Genomic DNA, 23233 nt, shown 5'->3' on the forward strand with positions numbered 1-23233 from the left:
GACGGATAACGGAATGCTCCGGAGCGACTGGTAGTTAATAACAATGCCTAACAGGAGCATTTTAATGACTGCGCTGAACCTGATCCCCGGCCAACTGAGCCTGGCCCAACTGCGTGACGTCTACCAGCACCCGGTCACCTTGACTCTCGACAACAGCGCCAGTGCGCAGATCGAGGCCAGCGTCGCCTGCGTCGAACAGATCCTCGCCGAGAACCGCACCGCCTACGGCATCAACACCGGTTTCGGCCTGTTGGCCTCGACGCGCATCGCCAGCGAAGATCTGGAAAACCTCCAGCGTTCGCTGGTGCTCTCGCACGCTGCCGGCGTCGGCCAGCCGATCAGCGATGAGCTGGTGCGACTGATCATGGTGCTCAAGGTCAACAGCCTCAGCCGCGGTTTTTCCGGCATCCGTCGGCAGGTGATCGATGCGCTGATTGCGCTGATCAATGCCGAGGTCTATCCGCACATTCCGCTGAAGGGTTCGGTCGGTGCGTCGGGGGATCTGGCGCCGTTGGCGCACATGTCGCTGGTGCTGCTGGGCGAGGGCAAGGCACGCTACAAGGGCGAATGGCTGGAGGCGACCGAGGCGCTGAAAGTGGCTGGCCTGACGCCGCTGACTTTAGCGGCTAAAGAAGGTCTGGCGCTGCTCAACGGTACTCAGGTTTCCACAGCGTTTGCGCTGCGCGGTTTGTTCGAAGGCGAAGACCTGTTTGCCGGTGCCTTGGCGCTGGGCAGTCTCACCGTAGAAGCCGTGCTCGGTTCACGCTCGCCGTTCGACGCGCGCATTCATGCCGCACGTGGGCAGAAAGGGCAGATCGATGCCGCTGCGGCTTATCGCGATCTGCTCGGCGAGCGCAGCGAAGTCTCCGCCTCGCACCAGAATTGCGACAAGGTCCAGGACCCGTACTCGTTGCGCTGCCAGCCGCAAGTCATGGGCGCCTGCCTGACCCAGTTCCGCCAGGCCGCTGAAGTGCTGGCAGTGGAAGCCAACGCGGTTTCCGACAACCCGCTGGTATTCGCCGCCGAAGGCGACGTGATTTCCGGCGGCAACTTCCACGCCGAACCGGTGGCCATGGCCGCTGACAACATGGCCCTGGCCATCGCTGAAATCGGCTCGCTGAGCGAGCGGCGCATCTCGCTGATGATGGACAAGCACATGTCGCAACTGCCGCCGTTCCTGGTGGCCAATGGCGGGGTGAACTCCGGTTTCATGATCGCCCAGGTCACCGCTGCGGCGTTGGCCAGCGAAAACAAGGCGTTGTCCCATCCACATTCGGTGGACAGCCTGCCGACCTCGGCCAACCAGGAAGATCACGTATCGATGGCCCCGGCCGCCGGCAAGCGTCTGTGGGAAATGGCCGAGAACACTCGCGGGATTCTCGCCGTGGAATGGCTGGCGGCGGTGCAGGGGCTGGATCTGCGCAACGGTCTGAAGACCTCGCCGAAGCTGGAACAGGCACGGGCAATCTTGCGCAGGGAAGTGCCGTTTTATGAGAAGGACCGGTTCTTTGCCCCGGACATCAATGCGGCGACGCAATTGCTGGCGTCGCGGTGTTTGACAGAGCTGGTGCCGGCGAAGCTTTTGCCGAGCCTGTAAAAACCAGCCCTCACCCCAGCCCTCTCCCGGAGGGAGAGGGAGCCGATCTCTGCGAGTTTCAAGACCTGAGTTCGGCTCAAGACTCTCAGGTCGATGTAGCTCGACAGAACAACACTGTCAGTCCCCTCTCCCTCTGGGAGAGGGCTAGGGTGAGGGGCTTTTGAGGCTGCTCACCATACAAACCCAAACGGAGGCCAACAGTGAAAACCCTCTGGCAACACTGCCACGTCGCAACCATGGCCAACGGCGCCTATTCGATCATCGAGGATGCCGCGATCGTGACGTCCGGCTCGCTGATCGAGTGGATCGGCCCACGCACTCAATTGCCGTCCGGCGAATACCCGGCGGTCAATGACCTGCAAGGCGCGTGGGTCACGCCCGGGCTGATCGACTGCCACACCCACACCGTGTTCGGCGGCAACCGCAGCGGCGAGTTCGAGCGGCGTCTGCAAGGCGTCAGCTATGCCGAGATCGCCGCGCAGGGCGGCGGCATCGCCAGCACCGTGCGCGCCACTCGCGAAGCCACTGAGGACGAACTGTTCGCCAGCGCCGCCAAACGCCTGAAAAGCCTGATGCGCGACGGCGTGACCACGGTGGAAATGAAATCCGGCTACGGTCTCGATCTGGCCAACGAGCGCAAGCTGCTGCGGGTCATCCGGCGCTTGGCGGAAGAGCTGCCGATCAGCGTGCGCAGCACTTGCCTGGCGGCGCACGCCTTGCCGCCGGAGTACAAGGATCGCGCCGACGAATACATCGATCTGGTCTGCGAGCAGATGCTCCCGGCCCTTGCCGCCGAAGGTCTGGTCGACGCCGTGGACGCGTTCTGCGAATACCTGGCGTTTTCGCCGGAGCAGATCGAGCGGGTGTTCGTCGCCGCGCAAAAACTCGGTCTGCCGGTGAAACTCCACGCCGAGCAATTGTCCTCGCTACATGGCTCCAGCCTCGCCGCGCGCTACAAAGCCTTGTCCGCCGATCACCTGGAGTTCATGGACGAGGACGATGCCATCGCCATGGCCGCTGCCGACACCGTCGCAGTCCTGCTGCCGGGCGCGTTCTACTTCCTGCGCGAAACCCAATTGCCGCCGATGGACGCGCTGCGCAAACACAAGGTGAAGATCGCCATCGCCAGCGACCTCAACCCCGGCACCTCGCCGGCGCTGTCGTTGCGCCTGATGCTGAACATGGCCTGCACCTGTTTCCGCATGACCCCGGAAGAAGCTCTGGCCGGGGCGACCATCCATGCCGCGCAGGCGCTGGGCATGGCGCAGACCCATGGCTCGCTGGAGGTCGGCAAAATCGCTGATTTCGTGGCGTGGGACATCGAGCGTCCGGCGGATCTGGCCTATTGGCTCGGTGGCGATCTGGACAAGCGCATCGTGCGTCACGGCGTTGAATCGAATTTATAGGAGGGCGGTTGTGGACAAGGTTCTGAGTTTCAAACAAGGCCGCGTGCCGCTGCTGATCAGCATGCCCCATGCGGGCGTGCGTCTGACCCCGGCGGTCGAGGCCGGGCTGATCCCCGCGGCGAAAAGCCTGCCGGACACCGACTGGCATATCCCGCAGCTCTACGACTTTGCCGAGGAGCTGGGCGCCAGCACCTTGGCCGCCGAGTATTCGCGTTTCGTCATCGACCTCAACCGGCCGTCCGACGACAAGCCGTTGTATGCCGGGGCGACCACCGGGTTGTATCCGGCGACGTTGTTCGACGGCATTCCGTTGTTTCAGGAAGGTCTGGAACCGTCGAAAGAGGAGCGCGCGACTTACCTGGAGCAGATCTGGACGCCGTATCACCGCACCTTGCAGCAAGAGCTGGCGCGACTGAAAGCCGAATTCGGCTACGCGCTGTTGTTCGATGCGCACTCGATCCGCTCGATCATCCCGCACCTGTTCGACGGCAAACTGCCGGACTTCAACCTCGGCACCTTCAATGGCGCCAGTTGTGATGCGCAACTGGCCAGTCAACTGGAAGCCATCTGCGCGCAGCACGAGCAGTTCACCCATGTGCTCAACGGTCGCTTCAAGGGCGGACACATCACCCGCCAATACGGAGACCCGGCGCAGAACATCCACGCCGTGCAGCTGGAACTGTGCCAGTCCACCTACATGGAAGAGTTCGAACCGTTCCGCTACCGCGCCGACCTGGCCGAACCGACGCGGGTGGTGCTCAGGGAATTGCTGCAGGGCTATCTGGCCTGGGCAAAATCTCACTACAGCGCCTAACCCCTGTGGGAGCGAGCCTGCTCGCGAAGGCGTCCGTTCAGCCGACAACCAGGCCGAATGACACACCGCGTTCGCGAGCAGGCTCGCTCCCACAGGATCGCGTTCAGCCCGTGAGGGTGATGGCTGACAAACGGTGACAGCGCACAGGCATGCTCATTGACGCAAATCGGGTTTATGATGCCCAACGGCAGAATAATACGAGTCCCCCCAGGGATGACCTCGACCCCTTACGGAGCGCGCAATGCAGACTTTGTTTCCGCAGATCAAACCCCACGCCCGGCACGATCTGGCTGTCGATGACACCCATACGCTGTACGTCGATGAAAGCGGCTCGCCGGAGGGTTTACCGGTGGTGTTCATCCACGGTGGCCCCGGCGCCGGCTGCGACGCCCAGAGCCGACGCTATTTCGATCCGAATCTGTATCGCATCGTCACCTTCGACCAGCGCGGCTGCGGTCGCTCGACGCCGCACGCCAGCCTGGAAAACAACACCACCTGGGATCTGGTCGAAGACCTTGAGCGCATCCGCAAACACCTTGGCATTGAAAAATGGGTGCTGTTCGGCGGCTCGTGGGGTTCGACCCTGGCGCTGGCCTACGCGCAAACCCACCCGGAGCGGGTCCATGGTCTGATTCTGCGCGGGATCTTTCTCTGCCGTCCGCAGGAAATCGAATGGTTCTATCAGGCCGGCGCCAGCCGTCTGTTCCCCGATTACTGGCAGGACTACATCGCGCCGATCCCGCTGGACGAGCGCGACGACCTGCTCAACGCTTTCCACAAACGCCTGATCGGCAACGACCAGATCGCCCAGATGCATGCGGCGAAGGCGTGGTCGACCTGGGAAGGGCGCACCGCGACCCTGCGCCCGAATCCGCTGGTGGTCGATCGTTTCTCCGAGCCACAGCGCGCACTGTCGATCGCGCGGATCGAATGCCACTACTTCACCAACAAAGCCTTCCTTGAGCCGAACCAGTTGATCCGCGACATGGGCAAGATCGCTCATCTGCCCGGCGTGATCATTCACGGTCGCTACGACGTGATCTGTCCGCTCGACAACGCCTGGGAATTGCACCAGGCCTGGCCCAACAGCGAATTGCAGGTGATCCGCGACGCCGGCCACGCCGCATCCGAGCCGGGCATCACCGATGCGCTGGTGCGCGCCGCGAGCAAAATGGCCCAGCGCCTGCTCGACCTGCCGCTCGAAGAAGCATGAAGGCGCTGTTGCAACGCGTACGTGGTGCGCGGGTAGAGGTCGCCGGCGAGGTAGTCGGCGCGGTCGATCAGGGTTTGCTGGTGCTGGTGGCGGTAGAACCCGACGACACGCGTACCAGCGCCGACAAACTTCTGCATAAGCTGCTTAACTATCGGGTATTCAGTGACGCCGGGGGCAAGATGAATCTGTCCCTGGCGGATGTGGGTGGCGGGTTGCTGCTGGTCTCTCAGTTCACCCTCGCCGCCGACACCAAAAGCGGCCTGCGTCCGAGCTTTTCCACGGCCGCACCGCCGGCGCTGGGTGAAGAATTGTTCGACTATTTATTGAGTCAGGCGAAACAGGTGCATGGCACTGTGGCATCAGGTAGATTCGGCGCCGATATGCAGGTGCACCTGGTCAACGATGGCCCGGTAACCTTTTTGTTACAGACCTGACAGTGCCTGAAACACCTTTTTCGGTAATTTCGACTGTTTTTAGGCTGTTTTCGCGATAAATACTTTGTTACCCCTGATGCGTTGTCATCCGGGCTACTAGATAATCGCGCGCTGCGGGGATCGACATTCGTTGATCCGTTTTGACTTAGGTAGAGACTTGTCTGGATCCGATTGGGGAATCATTTTGCCCCGGCGGAGTCGGAACAATGCTCGCCAACTTGGCAAGGGTGCCCTGAAAGGTCGGTTTTTTACTTCCGAAAACCCTACAGGCACTTCATCTGGCCGTTGGTTTATTGATCTGTTTTCGGCGAGGGTTGCTCGTGATTGTTAGTCCCTGTAATGCAGCAAAAATGTCTGCCAAACGCATGCGAAGTGCTCTGGTAGCGGGTTCGGCGCTCCTGTGCCTGCTCAGCGCCGGTCAGCTTTGGGCGTTCAATCTTGACGACGTATCGGCCAAGGCCAAAGAGCTGGCCGGGCAGAAGTTCGAAGCCCCGCGCAGCAACCTGCCGAACGAATTCCGCGAAATGAAGTTCGCGGACTACCAGAAGATCCGCTTCCTCACCGAAAAGGCTGAGTGGGCCGATCAGAAGACGCCGTTCAAACTCTCCTTCTATCACCAGGGTATGCATTTCGATACGCCGGTGAAAATCAACGAAATCACCGCAAACACTGTCTCGGAAATCAAATACGATCCGAGCCGCTTCGATTTCGGCGATCTGAAATTCGATCCGAAAGCCACCGAGCAACTGGGCTACGCCGGTTTCCGTGTGCTGTATCCGATCAACAAGGCCGACAAGCAAGACGAGATCATGACCATGCTCGGCGCGAGCTACTTCCGCGTCGTCGGCAAGGGCCACACCTACGGTCTGTCGGCCCGTGGTCTGGCGATCGATACTGCGCTGCCGTCGGGTGAAGAGTTCCCGCGTTTCCGCGAGTTCTGGATTCAGCAGCCCAAGCCAGGCGACAAGCACCTGGTGATCTTTGCTCTGCTCGATTCGCCGCGCGCCACCGGTGCCTACCGTTTGATCCTGCGTCCTGGCAGCGACACCATCGTCGACGTGAAGGCGCAGATGTTCCTGCGTGACAAGGTCGGCAAACTGGGTATCGCGCCGCTGACCAGCATGTTCCTGTTCGGCGCCAACCAGCCGTCGAAAGTACTCAACTACCGTCGTGAACTGCACGACTCCAGCGGTCTGTCGATCCATGCCGGCAACGGCGAGTGGATCTGGCGTCCACTGAACAACCCGAAACACCTGGCTGTGAGCAACTTCAGCGTCGAGAACCCGCGTGGTTTCGGTCTGCTGCAGCGTGGCCGTGACTTCAGCCACTACGAAGACCTCGACGACCGCTACGACAAGCGCCCAAGCGCCTGGATCGAGCCGAAGGGCGAGTGGGGCAAGGGCACTGTCGATCTGGTAGAGATTCCGACCGCTGACGAAACCAACGACAACATCGTTGCGTTCTGGAGCCCGGAAAAAATGCCGGAGCCAGGCCAGCCGCTGGACTTCGCCTACCGCATGCACTGGACCATGGACGAAGCAGCACTCCACGCGCCGGACAGTGCCTGGGTGGCACAGACCCTGCGTTCGACCGGTGACGTCAAGCAATCGAACCTGATCCGTCAGCCCGATGGCAGCGTGGCCTATCTGGTCGACTTCGAAGGCCCGTCGCTGGCGGCCCTGACGCCGGATGCCGACGTGCGCAGTCAGGTCAGCGTCGGCGACAACGCCGAACTGGTCGAAAACAGCGTGCGCTACAACCCGGAAACCAAGGGCTGGCGCTTGACCCTGCGGATGAAGATCAAGGACCCGAGCAAAGCGACCGAGATGCGCGCCGCCCTGGTTCAGCCAGTGGTCACCGCAGATCTGGGCAAATCGGTGCCGGCGTCCAATTCGTCGGTCGCCAAGGCCGACAAGGTTGCCGCCAAGCAACAGGAAAAACTCGACAAGGAAGCCAAGGCCGCCGAAGCCAAACAGGCTGAAGCCAAGCCTGCAGCCGACGCCAAGGACAAGGCCAACAAAGACGCCAAGCAGCCAGTCGCTGCCGACGCGGCCCCAGCCACACCGGAATCGGCGCCGACTGAAGAAGTCCTGACCGAGACCTGGAGCTATCAGTTGCCTGCCGATGAGTAATTCACCAGTACAGCCAGAGACTCTGTCCGAGTATCTGGCGCATCTGCCGATGACCGACGAGCAACGCGCGGAACTCGCGGGTTGCCAGTCGTTCAGCGAGCTGCATGAACGCCTGTCGTCCTCGACATTCGACGCCCCTGCCGAAGCCGCCCAGGCTTCGGTGGGCAAGCGTCTGACCCTGAGCACTGCCGAAGAACTGGCCGAAGCGGAAATGCTGGTGCTCGACGCCAGTGGTCGGGTCAGCCTCAAGGCCACTCCACCGATCCGCCGCACCAAGGTCGTGCCGGAGCCATGGCGCACCAATATCCTGGTGCGTGGCTGGCGCCGTCTGACCGGGCGCACCAACCCGCCGCAACCGCCGAAGGACGCCAACGTCCTGCCGGCCGCCCGCTGGCGCACCGTCGGTTCGATCCGCCGCTACATCCTGTTGCTGCTGATGCTCGGCCAGACCATCGTCGCCGGCTGGTACATGAAAGGCATCATGCCGTACCAGGGCTGGTCGTTCGTCGATCTCGATGAAGTCCTGCATCAGCCGCTGCTGCAAACCGCCACGCAAGTGCTGCCGTACGCGCTGCAAACCAGCATCCTGATTCTGTTCGGGATTCTGTTCTGCTGGGTCTCGGCCGGCTTCTGGACCGCGCTGATGGGCTTCCTCGAGCTGCTCACCGGCCACGATAAATACCGTATCTCCGGGAAAAGCGCCGGTAACGAGCCGATTCCCAAAGATGCGCGTACTGCGCTGGTGATGCCGATCTGCAACGAAGACGTACCGCGTGTATTCGCCGGTCTGCGTGCGACGTTCGAATCGGTAGCGGCCACCGGTGATCTGGATCGCTTCGACTTTTTTGTCCTCAGCGACAGTAACGACACCGATATCTGCGTCGCCGAGCAACAGGCCTGGCTGGATGTCTGCCGCGAGGCCAAGGGCTTCGGCAAGATCTTCTATCGCCGTCGTCGCCGTCGTGTGAAACGCAAGAGCGGCAACCTCGACGACTTCTGCCGTCGTTGGGGTGGTGACTACAAGTACATGGTCGTGCTCGACGCCGACTCGGTGATGAGCGGCGAGTGCCTGACCAGTCTGGTGCGCCTGATGGAAGCCACGCCGGACGCCGGGATCATCCAGACCGCGCCGCGTGCGTCGGGCATGGACACTTTGTATGCGCGCATGCAGCAGTTTGCGACCCGCGTGTACGGCCCGCTGTTTACCGCCGGTCTGCACTTCTGGCAGTTGGGTGAATCCCACTACTGGGGTCACAACGCGATCATCCGCATGAAGCCGTTTATCGACCACTGCGCTTTGGCGCCGTTGCCGGGCAAGGGCGCGTTTTCCGGTGCGATCCTTTCCCACGACTTCGTCGAAGCTGCGCTGATGCGCCGTGCCGGCTGGGGCGTGTGGATTGCCTACGACCTGCCGGGCAGTTACGAAGAGTTGCCGCCGAACCTGCTCGACGAACTCAAGCGTGACCGGCGCTGGTGCCATGGCAACCTGATGAACTTCCGCCTGTTCCTGGTCAAGGGCATGCACCCGGTGCACCGCGCGGTGTTCCTCACTGGCGTGATGTCTTACCTGTCGGCGCCGTTGTGGTTCTTCTTCCTGGTGTTGTCGACCGCGCTGCTGGCGGTGAACACGCTGATGGAGCCGCAGTACTTCCTCGAACCACGCCAGCTCTATCCGCTGTGGCCGCAATGGCACCCGGACAAAGCCATCGCGCTGTTCTCGACGACCATCGTGCTGCTGTTCCTGCCGAAGCTGTTGAGCATCATCCTGATCTGGGCCAAGGGCGCGAAAGAGTTCGGCGGCAAGTTCAAGGTGACCCTGTCGATGCTGCTGGAGATGCTGTTCTCCATGCTGCTGGCGCCGGTGCGGATGATTTTCCACACCCGCTTCGTCCTCGCCGCGTTCCTCGGCTGGGCCGCGACCTGGAACTCGCCGCAGCGTGACGACGACTCGACGCCGTGGAGCGAAGCGGTCAAGCGCCACGGTCCGCAGACTTTGCTGGGCTTCTTGTGGGCGCTGCTGGTGATCTGGCTGAACCCGAGCTTCCTCTGGTGGCTGGTGCCGATCGTCGGTTCGCTGATGCTGTCGATCCCGGTATCGGTGATCTCCAGCCGTGTCGGCCTTGGTCTGAAGACCCGTGACGAGAGCCTGTTCCTCATCCCCGAGGAATACAATCCGCCACAGGCCTTGCTGGCAACCGATCAGTACACCCACGAGAACCGTTATCACGCCCTCAACGACGGCTTCGTCCGCGCCGTGGTCGATCCACAGCAGAACGCCCTGGCGTGCTCGCTGGCGACCTCGCGTCACGGCCAGGCCGAGCCGATCGAGTGGCTGCGTCAGGAACGTGTGCGTCACGCCATCAAGGTCGGCCCGGCCGGGCTGAACAACCATGATCGCCTGCAACTGCTCAGCGACCCTGTAGCACTGGCACGTCTGCATGAGCAGGTCTGGGCCGAAGGTCACGCCGAGTGGCTGGACGCCTGGCGCGCCTCGGTGAAAGCCGATCCGCATGCGCCGTTGCTGCCGCTGCGACCGGTGAGCTTGCAGGCTCAGCCGGCCTGATGAGAAAACCCCGCTGATTCAGCGGGGTTTTTTTTGCCCGCTGTTGAGCTGCGAACAAACACCGATCAAACCTAAAACCAGTGCAAAGCATCCGTCGCCGAATTGGCGCGCCCGTTACCTACGACGCGCAAACCGCGCGGCTGCCTTCGCGAGCAGGCTCGCTCCCACAGGGAAACGCATTCCAAGATGGGAGCGAGCCTGCTCGCGAATGGCATCACCTCGGTTCCAGGCGAACCGAGGTTGTGCATCAACTCAGACTTTGAAGCGGCCCACCAGCATCTGCAGATGCGTGCCCAGTCGCGCCAGTTCAACACTCGACGCTGCGGTCTCTTCACTCGCCGCCGAGGTCTGATCGGACACATCGCGCACATTCAACACGCTGCGGTTGATCTCTTCGGCCACGGCGCTCTGCTGCTCGGCGGCTGCGGCGATCTGCTGGTTCATCGCCTGGATCGCCGACACGGTGCGGGTAATGCTTTCCAGCGAACCTCCCGCACGCCGGGTCAGTTCGACGCTGCTGTCGGTCAGGCTGCGGCTGTTGTCCATGATCGTCGCCACTTGCTGGGTGCCGTTTTGCAGGCCGACGATCAGCTCTTCGATCTCTTCGGTGGACTTCTGCGTGCGTTGGGCGAGGCTGCGCACTTCATCGGCAACCACGGCGAAACCACGTCCGGCTTCCCCGGCACGCGCGGCTTCGATGGCTGCGTTGAGGGCCAGCAGGTTGGTTTGCTGGGCGACCGACTTGATGACGTCGAGGACGCTGCCGATCTTGTCGCTTTCGCGCTTGAGCTCGCCCATGGCTTCTGTGGAATGGCCGACCTCAAGCGCCAGACGCTCGATCTGCGCGATCGCTTCGCCGACGACCTTGTCGCCTTCACGGGCCTGTTGGTCAGCGGCGACAGCGGCTTCAGAGGCCTCTTCAGCGTTGCGCGCGACTTCCTGCACGGTGGCGGCCATTTCGTTCATGGCGGTGGCGACCTGATCGGTCTCGACCTTCTGATTGTTGACCCCGGCGCTGGTCTGCTCGGTCACCGCCGAAAGCTCCTCAGCGGCGCTGGCGATCTGCGTGACGCCGTCGCTGATGCCGCCGATCAACTCGCGCAGGCCTTGGGTCATGCTCTGCATCGAGCGCTGCAATTGACCGAGTTCGTCGCGACGCAGGGACACCAGGTTGTGAGTCAGGTCACCGGCCGCCACGCGCTCGGCGACTTTCAGGGTCTGGGTCAGCGGAATGATGATTTGTCGGGTGATCGCCCAGGCGGCAATCAGACCGAAGGCCAGCGCCAGCGCAGTGGCGACCAGCAGCATGTTCTTGGCGTGGGCGGCGTCGGTGTCGCGCACCACGGTTTGCGATTCGGTGAGCTTCTTGCTGGCCGACATGAGGATGTCGCCCTGAGCCGACATGTTCGCCAGTGCGGCGGTGTTCTTGACCTGCGAATCACGGAATTGGGCGACGGCGGCGCGGTAGGCCTTGAGCGAGTCGGTGGCTTGCTGCAGGTTGGCGATGTGCTGCTCTGGCACGCGGGTCGGCAGGCTTTCGAGGTTTTTCAGGGCGTTGTCGATGGCAGTCAGCGCCGGTTGCTCCGCGTCGGCCTTGCCGCTGTAGGTGTAGCCGCGCACTTGATAGCGCGCTTGCTGGAGCAATTTGCTCATTTCGATCACTGCGTTGTATTGCGCGACGCTGTCGCCTTGCAGCAGCGCACTTTCAACTTCGCCAACCTTGGCTACCGCGTTGTCAGCGTTGGCGCCAAGCTTGCTGCGCGCGTCTTCACGCTGCACCGTGGCCTGGGTCATTTCGCCAAAGGCGCGTTTGTATTCGGCAACCGCAGCAAGTTGTTGATCGACCATCGCCACATCTGACGGCTGCTCGATCATGCCGCGTGCCGATTGCAGACCGCTTTCGAGTTTGCTGAGCAATTCATTGACCGCGCCCGGGCCTTGTTCGCCACGGCGCATGTCGTAGTCCATGCGCGCCAGGCGCAGGTCTTTGGTCAGCTCGTTGAGGCTGGAAATGAAGCCGAGCTTGTCGCCACGGCTGATGATGCCGCTCATGCCGGTCCAGCCAGTGAAAGTGATCAACAGCGTGAGCAACAGCACCAGGCCGAAACCGATGCCCAGCTTGCGTTTGACGCTGACGTTTCCAAGACTCTCGGCTAACCAACGGTACATGCGACCACTCCCTTCGGACCACTAAATTGGACTTATAGGGGTTGTATCGGCTGGGTGATGGCAATCTGTAACGCCACTTGTCTGCGCCCCATAGGAGCTTGTAGGAGCTTGTAGGAGCTGACGAGTGCAACGAGGCTGCGATCTTTTGATTTTGCTTCTAAAAAAACAAGGTCAAAAGATCGCAGCCTCGTTGCACTCGACAGCTCCTACAAGGATCGCTGTCGCGCTAGAACAGGCGCGCAAGCAGGGCGGTGACGGCGGTTTCGACGCGCAGGATGCGCTCGCCCAGTTGCACCGGTTGCAGGCCGGATTTGGCCAGCAGATCGATTTCGTAGGGAATCCAGCCACCCTCGGGGCCGATGGCCAGGGTTACTGGCTCGCTCAGGGCGCGCGGGCAGGGCGGGAAGTTGCCGGGGTGGCCTACCAGGCCGAGGGTGCCCTCGGCGATCGCCGGCAAGCGATCTTCAACAAAAGGCTTGAAGCGCTTTTCGATGACGATCTCTGGCAGCACGGTATCGCGAGCCTGTTCGAGCCCGAGGATCAACTGCTCACGAATCGCTTCCGGCTCCAGAAATGGCGTCTGCCAGAAGCTTTTTTCGACGCGATAGCTGTTGACCAGAATCACCTTGGCCACGCCCATCGTCGCGACGGTCTGGAACACGCGGCGGAGCATTTTCGGCCGGGGCAGGGCCAGCACCAGGGTCAGCGGCAGTTTGGCCGGCGGTGGCTGATCGAGGTTGACGCGCAGCTCCGCTTCGCCGGCTTCCAGACGCAGCAACTCGGCCGAACCCATCAACTCGTTGATGCGCCCCACACGCAGGCTGTCGCCGACTTCCGAGCGATGCACTTCCTGCATGTGCGTCAGGCGGCGATCACGCAGGATCACGCGGTCGGCCGCAATGAAGTCGGCCTCTTCGAGCAGCAGCAGGTTCATGCCTGGGTCGCTGGCGGCTGGTCGTTGTGGTCGTCGGCCGGGGTTTCGTCCGGGCGCTCGCGCTTGCTGACCAGCGCGCCGAAGAGAATGCCGATCTCGAACAGCATCCACATCGGCACAGCCAGCAGGGTCTGCGAGAAGATGTCCGGCGGGGTGAGGATCATGCCGACCACGAAGCAGCCGATGATCACGTACGGGCGAATCTTCTTCAGGTATTTGACGTCGACCACGCCGATCCACACCAGCAGGACTACGGCCACCGGAATCTCGAACGCCACGCCGAAGGCGAAGAACAGCGTCATGACGAAATCGAGGTAGCTGGCGATGTCGGTCATCATTTCCACGCCGGCCGGGGTGGCAGCGGCGAAGAACTTGAAGATCAATGGGAAGACGAAGTAATAGGCGAACGCCATGCCGATGTAGAACAGCAGGATGCTGGAGATCAGCAGCGGCACCGCGACGCGTTTTTCATGCTTGTACAGGCCCGGTGCGATAAAGCCCCAGATCTGATGCAGGATCACCGGAATCGCGAGGAACAGCGAAACCATCATCGTCAGTTTCAGCGGCGTCAGGAACGGCGACGACACGTCAGTGGCGATCATCGTCGCGCCGACCGGCAGGTACTGGCGCAGCGGCGTCGAGACGAAGGTGTAGATCTGCTGGGTGAACGCGAACAGCCCGGCAAAGATAATGAAGATCGCCGCCACGCAACGCAGCAGGCGGGTGCGCAACTCGGTGAGGTGCGAAACCAGCGGCATGTGCTGGTCGTTTTCCGGAAGATCGCTCATGGGGCTCGCGGCGGCAGTGTAGGGTCTTGAGGCGCTGGTGTAGTCGGCGCGGCGGAGGGCGCTACGTGTTCAACCGATGTGTCTGTGGTAACCGGCGCCGGTCCTGGCGGTGTTACAACAGGTGCAGGTGCAGTGGGAGCGGCAGCGCTGTGAATCGTCTGCTCGCCCACAGGCTCGACCGGCGACGGCTCCTGCTGGTTCGGATTGAAGATCTTCCGCGCCTCTTGCTCCAGCGACAGAATATGTTCGTTGTGCAGTTGCCGACGGATCTCGTCGGCACCGATTTCACGTTCAACTTCCTGTTTGATCGCGTTGAAGCTGCGCTTCAGGCGGCCGACCCACAGACCGGCGGTGCGCGCAGCGCCCGGCAGACGCTCGGGGCCGAGCACCAGCAGGGCGACGAGGCCGACGAGCAGCAGTTCAGAGAAGCTGATACCAAACATTAGTCAGTGCTCACACGTCTTTGCGAATCGGCTCTTCGACTTTCTGCGCCTGCACGTCGATGGTGTGCGGCGGGTTGGCCTGAGCAGTGGTTTGCGGCTGCACCGGTGGCACAGGCTGGGCCGGCGGGGTCACGTTTGGTTCGGCCGGTTTTTCGTCGTCGTTCATGGCTTTGCGAAAACCCTTGATCGACTCGCCAACGTCGGTGCCGAGGTTTTTCAGTTTCTTGGTACCGAATACCAGCACCACGACAATCAGAATGACGACCCAGTGTTTCCAGTCAAAAATGCCCATGTGGCGATTCCTCTCTAAAAGTTGTTCAGGCGGACGGACGCGAGGCTTTCTCGACGTGTCCGGACAGGCCGAAGCGACGGTCCAGTTCATCCAGCACGGCCTGCGGATGCTGCCCCAGTTGGGCGAGCATGACCATGCTGTGGAACCACAGGTCGGCGGTCTCGTAGATCACATCACTGCAATCGCCGCTGATGGCGGCATCCTTGGCGGCAATAATGGTTTCGACCGACTCTTCGCCGACTTTCTCCAGAATCTTGTTCAGCCCCTTGTGATACAGGCTGGCGACATACGAGCTGTCGGCGGCTGCGCCTTTGCGCTCTTCGAGCACTTCGGCCAGACGGGTGAGGGTGTCACTCATGTGTGTGTCCTGCGGAATAGATAGCGTGCGGATCTTTCAGTACCGGGTCGACCGTTTTCCAGTCGCCGTTTTCGAAGACCCGGTAAAAGCAGCTTTGCCGGCCGGTGTGGCAGGCGATGTCGCCGATCTGTTCAACCATCAGGATGATCACGTCGGCGTCACAGTCCAGGCGCATCTCATGCAGGGTCTGCACATGGCCGGATTCTTCGCCCTTGCGCCACAGCTTGCCACGGGAACGTGACCAGTAGATTGCACGATTTTCCGCAGCGGTCAGTTCGAGCGCTTCGCGGTTCATCCAGGCCATCATCAATACGCGCCCGGTCTTGTGATCCTGGGCAATCGCCGGCACCAGGCCGTCAGCGTCCCACTTGATCTCGTCCAGCCAGTTTTTCATCTTCAAATCTCGAAAAGCAGCAGCAAGCCATGAGCTTCAAGCTGCAAGTAAACGCACGTTGCGGTGTGCCTGTAGCGTCAAGCTTGAAGCTCGCAGCTTATAACTTGCAGCTCAATCGTGCTATCGGCGAACGACCAGATACAAACCGACCGCGATCATGATTCCGGCGGGCCAGTGCGACCACTCGGTCAACGGACCACCCGCTGCGAGGATCGCGCCGCCGGCCAGATGCGCGCAGCCGAGCAGGCGCAGGAACCAGTCGTCCTTGCGTTTGCGCCACGGCGGCGGAGGGTCTTTGGCGTGGGGTTGCGACATGCGTTCGAGCAGATCGCGGGCCATGTTCGACAGGTGCGGAATCTGCTCCAGCTGGCTCTGCACGTTGCCCAGAAGGGCTTTCGGGCTGACGCGTTCGCGCATCCAGCGTTCGAGAAACGGCTGCGCGGTGTTCCACAGATCCAGATCCGGGTACAGCTGACGACCGAGGCCTTCGATGTTCAGCAAGGTCTTCTGCAACAGCACCAGTTGCGGCTGCACTTCCATGTTGAAGCGCCGTGCGGTCTGGAACAGGCGCATCAGCACCTGGCCAAATGAAATATCTTTTAACGGTTTTTCGAAGATCGGTTCGCACACCGTACGGATCGCCGCTTCGAATTCGTTGAGTTTGGTTTCCGCCGGCACCCAGCCCGAATCGATGTGCAATTGCGCCACGCGACGGTAGTCACGCTTGAAGAACGCGAACAGGTTGCGCGCCAGATAATCCTGGTCTTCCGGGGTCAGGCTGCCGACGATGCCGCAGTCGATGGCAATGTACTGCGGGCTCCACGGATTGACCGTGCTGACGAAGATGTTGCCCGGGTGCATGTCGGCGTGGAAGAAACTGTCGCGGAACACTTGGGTGAAGAAAATCTCCACGCCGCGCTCGGCGAGCATTTTCATGTCGGTGCGCTGGTCGGCGAGTGTCGCCAGGTCAGTAACCTGAATGCCGTAGATGCGCTCCATCACCAGCACTTTCGGCCGGCACCAGTCCCAATAGACTTGCGGTACATAAAGCAGCTGCGAGCCTTCGAAGTTGCGGCGCAACTGGCTGGCGTTGGCCGCCTCGCGCAACAGATCGAGTTCGTCGTAAATGGTCTTTTCGTAATCCTGCACCACGTCGACCGGGTGCAGCAGGCGCGCATCAGCGGAGAATTTTTCCGCCGCGCGGGCGAGGATGAACAGCCATGCCAGATCCTGCGCGATGATCGGCTTCAGACCCGGGCGAATGACCTTCACCACCACTTCTTCGCCGCTTTTGAGCTGCGCCGCATGCACCTGCGCTACCGAGGCCGAGGCCAGCGGTGCGACGTCGAAACGGCTGAACACTTCGCTGATTTTCTTGCCCAGCTGTTCTTCGATCAGCTTGATCGACACCTGCGAATCGAACGGCGGCACGCGGTCCTGCAGCAGCATCAGCTCATCGGCGATGTCTTCGGGCAACAGGTCGCGGCGGGTCGAAAGAATCTGCCCGAACTTGATGAAGATCGGCCCCAGATCCTGCAACGCCAGACGCAAGCGCGCGCCACGGTTGAGCTCCAGCGGCTTGCGCGGCAGCCAGCGCCACGGCAGCAAAAAGCGCACGGCCAGAAGAAACCAGGGCAGCGGCAGATCGAACAGCAGGTCATCGAGGCGGTAGCGGATCACAACGCGCTGGATGCGCAACAGACGGCGGACGGCAAGCAGCTTCATGCGTTATCGCTTGGGTCGAGGGATCGGGAAAGGCGCTCGAAACGCGCCTCGAGTCGTTCCAGATCAAGTTTGATCCGGTCCAGTTCGCTGAACCGCGCTTCGGCTTCACGCTGCCCGACAAGGGTGCGTGATTCTTCGGCGAGGTATTCGGCAAGATTCTGGTTGAGGCTGGCAAATCCTTGTTGATACCAGCGCGCGCGGCTGCGCAGGTGACCACCGAGCAGTTGCGTGGCGACCGGACCGAGCCAGCGCGAGAGTTCGTACTCCCAGTCCAGCTCAAGATCCTGCAGCACGCCGGCCAGCTCCAGCAGCACGCCGCTGTCGCCATCGAGCTCGACTTCCGGTGCGTGCAGCACGGCGGTCTTGTCTTTGCTCAGGGCCAGTTTCACCAGGCTCGAGGCCGGTGCACGCAACGTGCAATCGACGTCCGCTGCCCACTGCGCAGCCAGCATCAGGCCTTCGTCGCTGGGCAGGATGAACAGTTGCAGCGCCGGGCTGCGGCAGTCGACGGCAATCACTTTGCCGGTCAGATGCGCCAGGCGCGGCAGCGCCGTGCTGTCGAGACGCAGCACCCGGTTGAGGCCGAGTTCGACGCTGGCGAGCAGCCCGGTGAGCAACATCAGGGTTTGATGCCGCGGTGCAGGGCGACGATGCCTGCGGTCATGTTGTGATAGGTCACGCGGTCGAAACCGGCCTCGACCATCATCGACTTCAGGGTTTCCTGATTCGGGTGCATGCGGATCGATTCGGCCAGGTAGCGATAGCTTTCCGAATCGTTGGTGATCAGCTTGCCCATCAGCGGCATGAAGGCGAACGAGTAGGCGTCGTAGGCTTTCGACATCAGCGCGTTGGTCGGCTTGGAGAATTCCAGTACCAGCAGGCGTCCGCCGGGCTTGAGCACGCGCAGCATCGAACGCAGCGCGTCCTCTTTGTGCGTCACGTTGCGCAGGCCGAAGGCGATGGTCACGCAGTCGAAATGGTTGTCCGGGAATGGCAGTTTTTCCGCGTCGGCCTGGACGAATTCGACGTTGCCGGCAACGCCCAGATCGAGCAGACGATCACGGCCGACCTTGAGCATCGACTCGTTGATGTCGGCCAGCACGACCTGGCCGGTCGGCCCGACGAGGTTCGAGAACTTGCGGGTCAGGTCGCCGGTGCCACCGGCGATGTCGAGCACGCGGTTGCCGCTGCGCACGCCGGAAAGCTCGATCGCGAAACGCTTCCACAGACGGTGCATGCCGCCCGACAGAAGGTCGTTCATCAGGTCGTATTTAGCGGCTACGGAATGGAAAACCTCAGCGACTTTTTCCGCTTTCTGGCTTTCCGGAACGTTTTTGAAGCCGAAGTGAGTGGTGGGTTCGGCATCGCTGCCTTTGCGCTGATCAGTCATATCGCTGTCACCAAAAGAGAATGCGCGACATTCTAATCCCCAAGCCATGCTTTGTCTTGGAATGGCTAAAGGTAAGATGGGCAACCTTCGGGACGATTTGCCGCAGATGCGGTCAAGATTCAACGTCAGCCATTCAATCATCAGGAGTCATTCCATGGCCAAAATCAGTGTTGAGCGCGCCCACACCCTGGGCAAGGACGCCGCCCGCGAAAAGGCCGACAAACTGGCCAAAAAGCTCAATGAACAATACGGCCTGGAGCCGCAATGGTCGGGCGACACCCTGAACCTCAAGCGCTCGGGCGTGAAAGGCGAAGTGCATGTGGCGGACGACTCGATCAGGGTCGACGTCGAACTGGGCCTGATGATGTCGGCCATGAGCGGCATGATCAAAGCCGAGATAGAGAAGGCCCTCGACAAAGCCCTGGCCTGATTTCCAGATTGAAATCCAGTCCCCTGTGGGAGCGAGCCTGCTCGCGAAAGCGGTCTTTCAGTCAAATTATCCGTGACTGACAAACCGCATTCGCGAGCAGGCTCGCTCCCACATTTGTTTTGTGTTGCTCCCGCTGGTTAGGGTGCCCTTTCTAATTTTTCTGCCTACTTTGTGCTTGAGCCCGACACTCGTCCGGCAGTTCCTCAAACCTTCTGCGCGTGAGGTGCACCATGGCCAAAGTCATTTTGAAGAAAAAAATCGACGCTCCGACTTCCACTCTGAGCGACGTCAAATCCTATGCCCGCAAGATCTGGCTGGCAGGCCTGGGCGCCTACACCAAGGTCGGCCAGGAGGGCAGCGAGTACTTTCAGGAGCTCGTGGCCGCCGGTCAAACCGTTGAAAAGAAAGGCAAAAAGGCCGTCAGCGAAAAACTCCTCGCGGCCAACGCCGAGATCGACGACGCGGCCACTCAGGTCAGCTCGTTCAAGGGTCGCGTTGAAGTTCAGCTCGACAAGGTCGAGAAGGCCTTCGACAACCGTGTGGCCAGCGCCTTGAATCGGATCGGCATTCCGTCTAAACATGACGTTGAGGCACTCTCTGCTAAGCTCGATGAGCTGACGGCATTGCTCGAACGCGTCGCGCGAAAATCTTAAGGAGAACGGGATGGCTGGCAAAAAGAACACCGATAAAGAAAGCAGCTCGTGGGTCGGGAAGGTCGAGTCCTACTCCCGCAAAATCTGGCTGGCTGGTTTAGGCGTGTACTCGAAGATCGACACTGACGGCAGCAAACTCTTCGATGCATTGGTCAAAGACGGCGAGAAAGCCGAGAAGCTCACCAAGACTGCCGTCGGCAAGAAAGTCGAGGACTCGACCTCCTCGGCCAAGTCGCGCATCAGCGGCGTGAAAGACCGCGCCATGGGCAAGTGGGACGAGCTGGAAGGCGCGTTCGACAAGCGCCTGAACAGCGCGATTTCGCGCCTGGGTGTGCCGAGCCGCAATGAGGTCAAGGCGCTCAACGCCAAGGTCGACACGCTGACCAAGCAGATCGAAAAACTCACCGGTCTGAAAGCTCAGCCTGTGGCGGCGAAAACCGCTGCGGCGAAACCTGCCACTAAAACTGCAGCGGCCAAACCTGCGGCGAAAACCGCAGCCAAGCCACTGGCCAAAGCGGCGGCAAAACCTGTGGCGAAAGCTGCGGCCAAAACGGCAGCCGCCAAGCCTGCGGCCAAAGCGGCAGCCAAACCGGTTGCCGCCAAGGCCGCTGCCAAACCGGCAACCAAAGCGGCAGCAAAACCTGCGGCTAAAGCTGCAGCGAAACCAGCGGCCAAGCCAGCAGCGAAAACTGCTGCTGCCAAACCCGCTGCGAAGCCTGCGGCCAAACCGGCTGCGGCGAAAAAGCCTGCAGTGAAAAAACCGGCCGCGCCGAAAGCCGCTGCGCCGAAACCGGCCGCCGCACCATCGACTGTTCCAACAGCTCCGGCCAACGCGGCAAACTCCGCTGCGGCGCCTACGGCAGCCGCTACTCCGACTGCAGCATCGACACCGTCGACGCCATCCAGTCAGTCCTGATTGCAGGGCAAATCAAAAACGCCCGGCCTGTGAAGGTCGGGCGTTTTTTTGAAGATCAAAAGATCGCAGCCTTCGGCAGCTCCTACAAGGGAACGCATTTCAAATGTAGGAGCTGCCGAAGGCTGCGATCTTTTGATTTTGGGTCAGTCGTGATCCTCAAGGTATTGCAGCGCCATTCGCTCTGTCGCCACCTTCACCGGCGGCAACAAATGCGGCGCCACCAGCATCATGATCTGATAAACCACCAACCTGACCTCACCCTCACGATCCAGAATCCGCTGATAATCCAGCGAGAACAGCAGCGTCATGGTCACCTGCTCGACCAGTTGCCCCAAGGCTTGGGTATCGCTGACCAGTTGCCCCGAAGCCTTCAGACGCGCCAACAGAGAGGCCAGAGTTCTCTTCAATGCATTGAGCAGATTGCGAATTCCCTTGGCCAGTTTCGGCAAACGGCCGGCGAGGTTCGACAGGTCCTGGAACAGGAACCGGTATTGCGCCAGACGCTCGACGATTAAATGCAAAAACAGCCAGTAATCTTCCGGTGCGAGTTCCACCTCCGGTGGCGGGTCGAGCAGGGGTGCGAGTTCATGCTGGAAGCGTTCGAACAGGCCGAGAATCAGCGGTTCTTTACCGTGGAAGTGGTAGTAAAGATTGCCCGGGCTGATCCCCATTTCGTTGGCCACCTCCATGGTGGAAACGTTCGGTTCGCCCTTTTCGTTGAACAGTTGCAGCGCACATTCGAGAATCCGGTCGCGGGTTTTCATCCAGTCTTCTTAGAAAATTTCGGTTGAGCGTCAGCGCACATGCACATAGGTGCCGGGTGCCGCTTCCATCGGTGGATAGTTCGGACTGCCGAGGGTGGTGCGAGTCTCATTCAGGGCGCCGGAGCGCTGCGCGACCCATTCCAGCCACTGCGGCCACCAGCTGCCGTCGACGTGTCTGGCATCGTAGTACCAGGCACGCGGGTCACTGCTCAGTCTGGCGTTTTCGACGTAGGCAGCTTTCGGATTGCTCGGCGGGTTGAGGATGCTCTGCACGTGGCCGCTGTTGGACAGCACGAAACGTCGCTCGCCACCGAGCAGCAGGGTCGAGCGATACACCGCGTCCCACGGCGTGATGTGGTCGTTCATGCCGGCGACGCTGAAGCTGTCGACGTTGACCTTCTGCAGATCGATCGGCGTACCGCACACTTCTAGACCGCCAGGGTGGATCAGCGGGTTGTGCTTGAAGAAGTCCAGCAGATCGCCGTGCAGAGCCGCAGGCAGGCGCGTGTTGTCATTGTTCCAGTAGAGAATGTCGAAGGCTGGCGGCTCCTTGCCCAGCAAGTAGTTGTTGACGAAATAGCTCCAGATCAAATCGTTGGGGCGCATCCAGGCGAAGACCTTAGCCATGTCGCGACCGTCGAGCACGCCTCGCTGGTACGAGCGACGCTTGGCCGCTTCCAGTGTTTGCTCGTCGGCGAACAGCGTGGCCGGGGTCTCGATCTGGCTGTCGAGCAGACTGACCAGATACGTCGCGCTGGCGACCCGGCGCAATTGCCGTTTGGCCTGCAAGTGCCCTTGCAGGGCGGCGATGGTCAGGCCGCCGGCGCAGGCGCCCATCAGGTTGACTTCGCGGGCGCCGGTAATCGCCCGGCAGATGTTCATCGCTTCTTCGACCGCTTCGACATAACTCGACAGGCCCCACTCGCGATGACGCGCATCCGGGTTGCGCCAGCTGATCATGAAGGTCTGCAGGCTGTTTTTCAGGGCGTACTGGACGAAGCTGTTCTGAGGGCTCAGATCGAAAATGTAGTACTTGTTGATTTGCGGCGGCACCACCAGCAGCGGCTTGGCGTACTGCTTTTCGCTCATCGATTTGTACTGGATCAGCTCGAACATTTCATTGCGAAAGACCACCGATCCGCTGGTGGTCGCCACGGTTTTGCCGACCTCGAACGCTTGCTTGGTCACCTGCCGGGGCAGGCCGTCGTTGTGCAAAAGATCATCGAACAGATGGCTCAGGCCACGCACCAGACTCTGCCCGCCGGAATTGAACAGCTCCTTGACCGCCAGCGGATTGAGCAGGGTGTTGGAGGGCGCCACGGCGTCATTGAGCAGAGTGAAAGCGAAGTGCGCACGGGCACGATCTTCAGGGCTCATGTCGCCTTCATCGATCCAGCTTTTGACCTGTTTCTGCCAGGCCAGATACGCCTGCAGGCTGCGCCGGTAGAACGGGTTGAGGCTCCACGCCGGATCGGCGAAGCGGCTGTCTTGCGGGTTGGTCGGGTGCAGGGTTTCGCCGAGCAGCACGCGGCCCAACTGTCCGCCAAGCTTCAGCGCATGCTTTGCGCTGTGCAACGGATTGCGCAAGCCGTGGGCGGCGACGCTGCGCAGTGTCGACAGCAGGTCCCTGCCACGCAGACCGGCGATCGCACTCTGGGCGTTGATAAACACGGCGGGGCTGGGCACCACGCCCGTCGCTGGTTTTTCGCGCATGACTCAACACTCCTTCGTCTTCAGGGCAAAAACACACTCACCGAACCAGAACACCATAGACGCTGTTACCGGTTGCTGCCTGCGCAGCGTCCTGCCGCGCGCTTG

22 protein-coding genes and 1 pseudogene are annotated in these 23233 nt (G+C 61.2%); 10 read left to right on the top strand and 13 right to left on the bottom strand.

Annotated features, from left to right (window positions below; genetic code table 11):
- The first annotated feature begins 64 nt into the window (after window positions 1–64).
- The 7 genes from hutH to mdoH all read left to right on the top strand — a co-directional run bounded on the left by hutH (window position 65) and on the right by mdoH (window position 10159).
- Window positions 65–1597: a histidine ammonia-lyase gene (gene hutH / locus ND528_RS18055; protein ID WP_263470844.1), complete on the top strand. Its 1533-nt coding sequence runs from the start codon at window positions 65–67 to the stop codon at window positions 1595–1597.
- A 200-nt stretch (window positions 1598–1797) separates the two neighbouring features.
- On the top strand, window positions 1798–3003 hold the full coding sequence (hutI, locus tag ND528_RS18060; RefSeq protein ID WP_263470845.1) for an imidazolonepropionase: 1206 nt from the start codon (window positions 1798–1800) through the stop codon (window positions 3001–3003).
- Between the two features lie 10 nt (window positions 3004–3013).
- Entirely contained in the window at window positions 3014–3817 is an 804-nt protein-coding gene (gene hutG, locus ND528_RS18065) for an N-formylglutamate deformylase (protein WP_137215127.1), read from the top strand.
- Between the two features lie 241 nt (window positions 3818–4058).
- Window positions 4059–5030, top strand: coding sequence for a prolyl aminopeptidase (pip, locus tag ND528_RS18070; protein WP_263470846.1), 972 nt, complete (start codon window positions 4059–4061; stop codon window positions 5028–5030).
- Entirely contained in the window at window positions 5027–5464 is a 438-nt protein-coding gene (gene dtd / locus ND528_RS18075) for a D-aminoacyl-tRNA deacylase (protein ID WP_263470847.1), read from the top strand. Before pip ends, dtd begins: the two co-directional genes overlap by 4 nt.
- 350 nt (window positions 5465–5814) lie before the next feature.
- Complete coding sequence (locus ND528_RS18080; RefSeq protein ID WP_160768503.1) at window positions 5815–7596, top strand: glucan biosynthesis protein G; 1782 nt, start codon at window positions 5815–5817, stop codon at window positions 7594–7596.
- The gene (gene mdoH, locus ND528_RS18085; protein ID WP_130910699.1) at window positions 7589–10159 is read left to right on the top strand and encodes a glucans biosynthesis glucosyltransferase MdoH; all 2571 of its coding nucleotides are present in this window, start codon (window positions 7589–7591) and stop codon (window positions 10157–10159) included. The genes ND528_RS18080 and mdoH overlap by 8 nt, the downstream gene beginning before the upstream one ends.
- Window positions 10160–10411: 252 nt before the next feature.
- Here mdoH and ND528_RS28445 read toward each other — a convergent pair whose 3' ends face one another.
- The 11 genes and pseudogenes from ND528_RS28445 to ubiE all read right to left on the bottom strand — a co-directional run bounded on the left by ND528_RS28445 (window position 10412) and on the right by ubiE (window position 18652).
- A complete protein-coding gene (locus ND528_RS28445) occupies window positions 10412–11284 on the bottom strand; it encodes a methyl-accepting chemotaxis protein (RefSeq protein WP_372339873.1) in 873 nt (290 codons plus the stop codon).
- Window positions 11267–12328 (bottom strand): annotated as a pseudogene (locus tag ND528_RS28450) (methyl-accepting chemotaxis protein); the annotation flags it as partial. The gene ND528_RS28445 and the pseudogene ND528_RS28450, both read right to left, overlap by 18 nt.
- A 226-nt stretch (window positions 12329–12554) precedes the next feature.
- Window positions 12555–13262: a 16S rRNA (uracil(1498)-N(3))-methyltransferase gene (locus tag ND528_RS18095; RefSeq protein WP_130911789.1), complete on the bottom strand. Its 708-nt coding sequence runs from the start codon at window positions 13260–13262 to the stop codon at window positions 12555–12557.
- Window positions 13259–14050 carry a twin-arginine translocase subunit TatC gene (tatC, locus tag ND528_RS18100; RefSeq protein ID WP_016772075.1) on the bottom strand — a complete coding sequence of 264 codons (792 nt, stop codon included), beginning with the start codon at window positions 14048–14050 and terminating at the stop codon, window positions 13259–13261. The genes ND528_RS18095 and tatC overlap by 4 nt, the downstream gene beginning before the upstream one ends.
- A complete protein-coding gene (gene tatB, locus ND528_RS18105) occupies window positions 14047–14493 on the bottom strand; it encodes a Sec-independent protein translocase protein TatB (protein ID WP_016772074.1) in 447 nt (148 codons plus the stop codon). The genes tatC and tatB overlap by 4 nt, the downstream gene beginning before the upstream one ends.
- Before the next feature lie 10 nt (window positions 14494–14503).
- The gene (locus ND528_RS18110) at window positions 14504–14785 is read right to left on the bottom strand and encodes a twin-arginine translocase TatA/TatE family subunit (protein ID WP_073471591.1); all 282 of its coding nucleotides are present in this window, start codon (window positions 14783–14785) and stop codon (window positions 14504–14506) included.
- Window positions 14786–14810: 25 nt separating this feature from the next.
- On the bottom strand, window positions 14811–15143 hold the full coding sequence (locus ND528_RS18115) for a phosphoribosyl-ATP diphosphatase (protein WP_007909355.1): 333 nt from the start codon (window positions 15141–15143) through the stop codon (window positions 14811–14813).
- Entirely contained in the window at window positions 15136–15537 is a 402-nt protein-coding gene (hisI, locus tag ND528_RS18120; protein ID WP_007899278.1) for a phosphoribosyl-AMP cyclohydrolase, read from the bottom strand. Before hisI ends, ND528_RS18115 begins: the two co-directional genes overlap by 8 nt.
- A gap of 120 nt (window positions 15538–15657) precedes the next feature.
- Window positions 15658–17262, bottom strand: a complete 1605-nt coding sequence (gene ubiB / locus ND528_RS18125) for a ubiquinone biosynthesis regulatory protein kinase UbiB (RefSeq protein WP_130911787.1) — start codon at window positions 17260–17262, stop codon at window positions 15658–15660.
- On the bottom strand, window positions 17259–17882 hold the full coding sequence (locus ND528_RS18130) for a ubiquinone biosynthesis accessory factor UbiJ (RefSeq protein WP_071174136.1): 624 nt from the start codon (window positions 17880–17882) through the stop codon (window positions 17259–17261). The genes ubiB and ND528_RS18130 overlap by 4 nt, the downstream gene beginning before the upstream one ends.
- The gene (ubiE, locus tag ND528_RS18135; protein WP_016772069.1) at window positions 17882–18652 is read right to left on the bottom strand and encodes a bifunctional demethylmenaquinone methyltransferase/2-methoxy-6-polyprenyl-1,4-benzoquinol methylase UbiE; all 771 of its coding nucleotides are present in this window, start codon (window positions 18650–18652) and stop codon (window positions 17882–17884) included. Before ubiE ends, ND528_RS18130 begins: the two co-directional genes overlap by 1 nt.
- A 154-nt stretch (window positions 18653–18806) precedes the next feature.
- Between ubiE and ND528_RS18140 the strand changes: the two genes are divergently transcribed.
- From ND528_RS18140 to ND528_RS18150, 3 genes are all read left to right on the top strand, one after another.
- Window positions 18807–19082, top strand: a complete 276-nt coding sequence (locus ND528_RS18140) for a polyhydroxyalkanoic acid system family protein (protein WP_016772068.1) — start codon at window positions 18807–18809, stop codon at window positions 19080–19082.
- 230 nt (window positions 19083–19312) lie between these two features.
- Entirely contained in the window at window positions 19313–19735 is a 423-nt protein-coding gene (locus ND528_RS18145) for a phasin family protein (RefSeq protein WP_016772067.1), read from the top strand.
- A 10-nt stretch (window positions 19736–19745) separates the two neighbouring features.
- Window positions 19746–20651, top strand: coding sequence for a phasin family protein (locus ND528_RS18150; protein WP_263470849.1), 906 nt, complete (start codon window positions 19746–19748; stop codon window positions 20649–20651).
- A 143-nt stretch (window positions 20652–20794) separates the two neighbouring features.
- On the opposite strand, the gene ND528_RS18155 is transcribed toward ND528_RS18150, so the two are convergent.
- Both ND528_RS18155 and phaC read right to left on the bottom strand, forming a co-directional pair.
- Complete coding sequence (locus ND528_RS18155; RefSeq protein ID WP_212615103.1) at window positions 20795–21415, bottom strand: TetR/AcrR family transcriptional regulator; 621 nt, start codon at window positions 21413–21415, stop codon at window positions 20795–20797.
- A 30-nt stretch (window positions 21416–21445) separates the two neighbouring features.
- Window positions 21446–23128 carry a class II poly(R)-hydroxyalkanoic acid synthase gene (gene phaC / locus ND528_RS18160; RefSeq protein ID WP_263470850.1) on the bottom strand — a complete coding sequence of 561 codons (1683 nt, stop codon included), beginning with the start codon at window positions 23126–23128 and terminating at the stop codon, window positions 21446–21448.
- Window positions 23129–23233 lie beyond the last annotated feature (105 nt).

This window comes from Pseudomonas mercuritolerans (genome assembly GCF_025706525.1).
Lineage (GTDB): Bacteria > Pseudomonadota > Gammaproteobacteria > Pseudomonadales > Pseudomonadaceae > Aquipseudomonas > Aquipseudomonas mercuritolerans.

Bases quoted from the DNA above. Each gene is read 5' to 3' on its own strand.
- hutH (WP_263470844.1), top strand. From the start codon at position 65: ATGACTGCGCTGAACCTGATCCCCGGCCAACTGAGCCTGGCCCAACTG.
- pip (WP_263470846.1), top strand. From the start codon at position 4,059: ATGCAGACTTTGTTTCCGCAGATCAAACCCCACGCCCGGCACGATCTG.
- dtd (WP_263470847.1), top strand. From the start codon at position 5,027: ATGAAGGCGCTGTTGCAACGCGTACGTGGTGCGCGGGTAGAGGTCGCC.
- ND528_RS18080 (WP_160768503.1), top strand. From the start codon at position 5,815: ATGTCTGCCAAACGCATGCGAAGTGCTCTGGTAGCGGGTTCGGCGCTC.
- mdoH (WP_130910699.1), top strand. From the start codon at position 7,589: ATGAGTAATTCACCAGTACAGCCAGAGACTCTGTCCGAGTATCTGGCG.
- ND528_RS28445 (WP_372339873.1), bottom strand. From the start codon at position 11,284: ATGCAGAGCATGACCCAAGGCCTGCGCGAGTTGATCGGCGGCATCAGC.
- ND528_RS18095 (WP_130911789.1), bottom strand. From the start codon at position 13,262: ATGAACCTGCTGCTGCTCGAAGAGGCCGACTTCATTGCGGCCGACCGC.
- tatC (WP_016772075.1), bottom strand. From the start codon at position 14,050: ATGAGCGATCTTCCGGAAAACGACCAGCACATGCCGCTGGTTTCGCAC.
- tatB (WP_016772074.1), bottom strand. From the start codon at position 14,493: ATGTTTGGTATCAGCTTCTCTGAACTGCTGCTCGTCGGCCTCGTCGCC.
- ND528_RS18110 (WP_073471591.1), bottom strand. From the start codon at position 14,785: ATGGGCATTTTTGACTGGAAACACTGGGTCGTCATTCTGATTGTCGTG.
- ND528_RS18115 (WP_007909355.1), bottom strand. From the start codon at position 15,143: ATGAGTGACACCCTCACCCGTCTGGCCGAAGTGCTCGAAGAGCGCAAA.
- hisI (WP_007899278.1), bottom strand. From the start codon at position 15,537: ATGAAAAACTGGCTGGACGAGATCAAGTGGGACGCTGACGGCCTGGTG.
- ubiB (WP_130911787.1), bottom strand. From the start codon at position 17,262: ATGAAGCTGCTTGCCGTCCGCCGTCTGTTGCGCATCCAGCGCGTTGTG.
- ND528_RS18130 (WP_071174136.1), bottom strand. From the start codon at position 17,882: ATGTTGCTCACCGGGCTGCTCGCCAGCGTCGAACTCGGCCTCAACCGG.
- ubiE (WP_016772069.1), bottom strand. From the start codon at position 18,652: ATGACTGATCAGCGCAAAGGCAGCGATGCCGAACCCACCACTCACTTC.
- ND528_RS18140 (WP_016772068.1), top strand. From the start codon at position 18,807: ATGGCCAAAATCAGTGTTGAGCGCGCCCACACCCTGGGCAAGGACGCC.
- ND528_RS18145 (WP_016772067.1), top strand. From the start codon at position 19,313: ATGGCCAAAGTCATTTTGAAGAAAAAAATCGACGCTCCGACTTCCACT.
- ND528_RS18150 (WP_263470849.1), top strand. From the start codon at position 19,746: ATGGCTGGCAAAAAGAACACCGATAAAGAAAGCAGCTCGTGGGTCGGG.
- ND528_RS18155 (WP_212615103.1), bottom strand. From the start codon at position 21,415: ATGAAAACCCGCGACCGGATTCTCGAATGTGCGCTGCAACTGTTCAAC.
- phaC (WP_263470850.1), bottom strand. From the start codon at position 23,128: ATGCGCGAAAAACCAGCGACGGGCGTGGTGCCCAGCCCCGCCGTGTTT.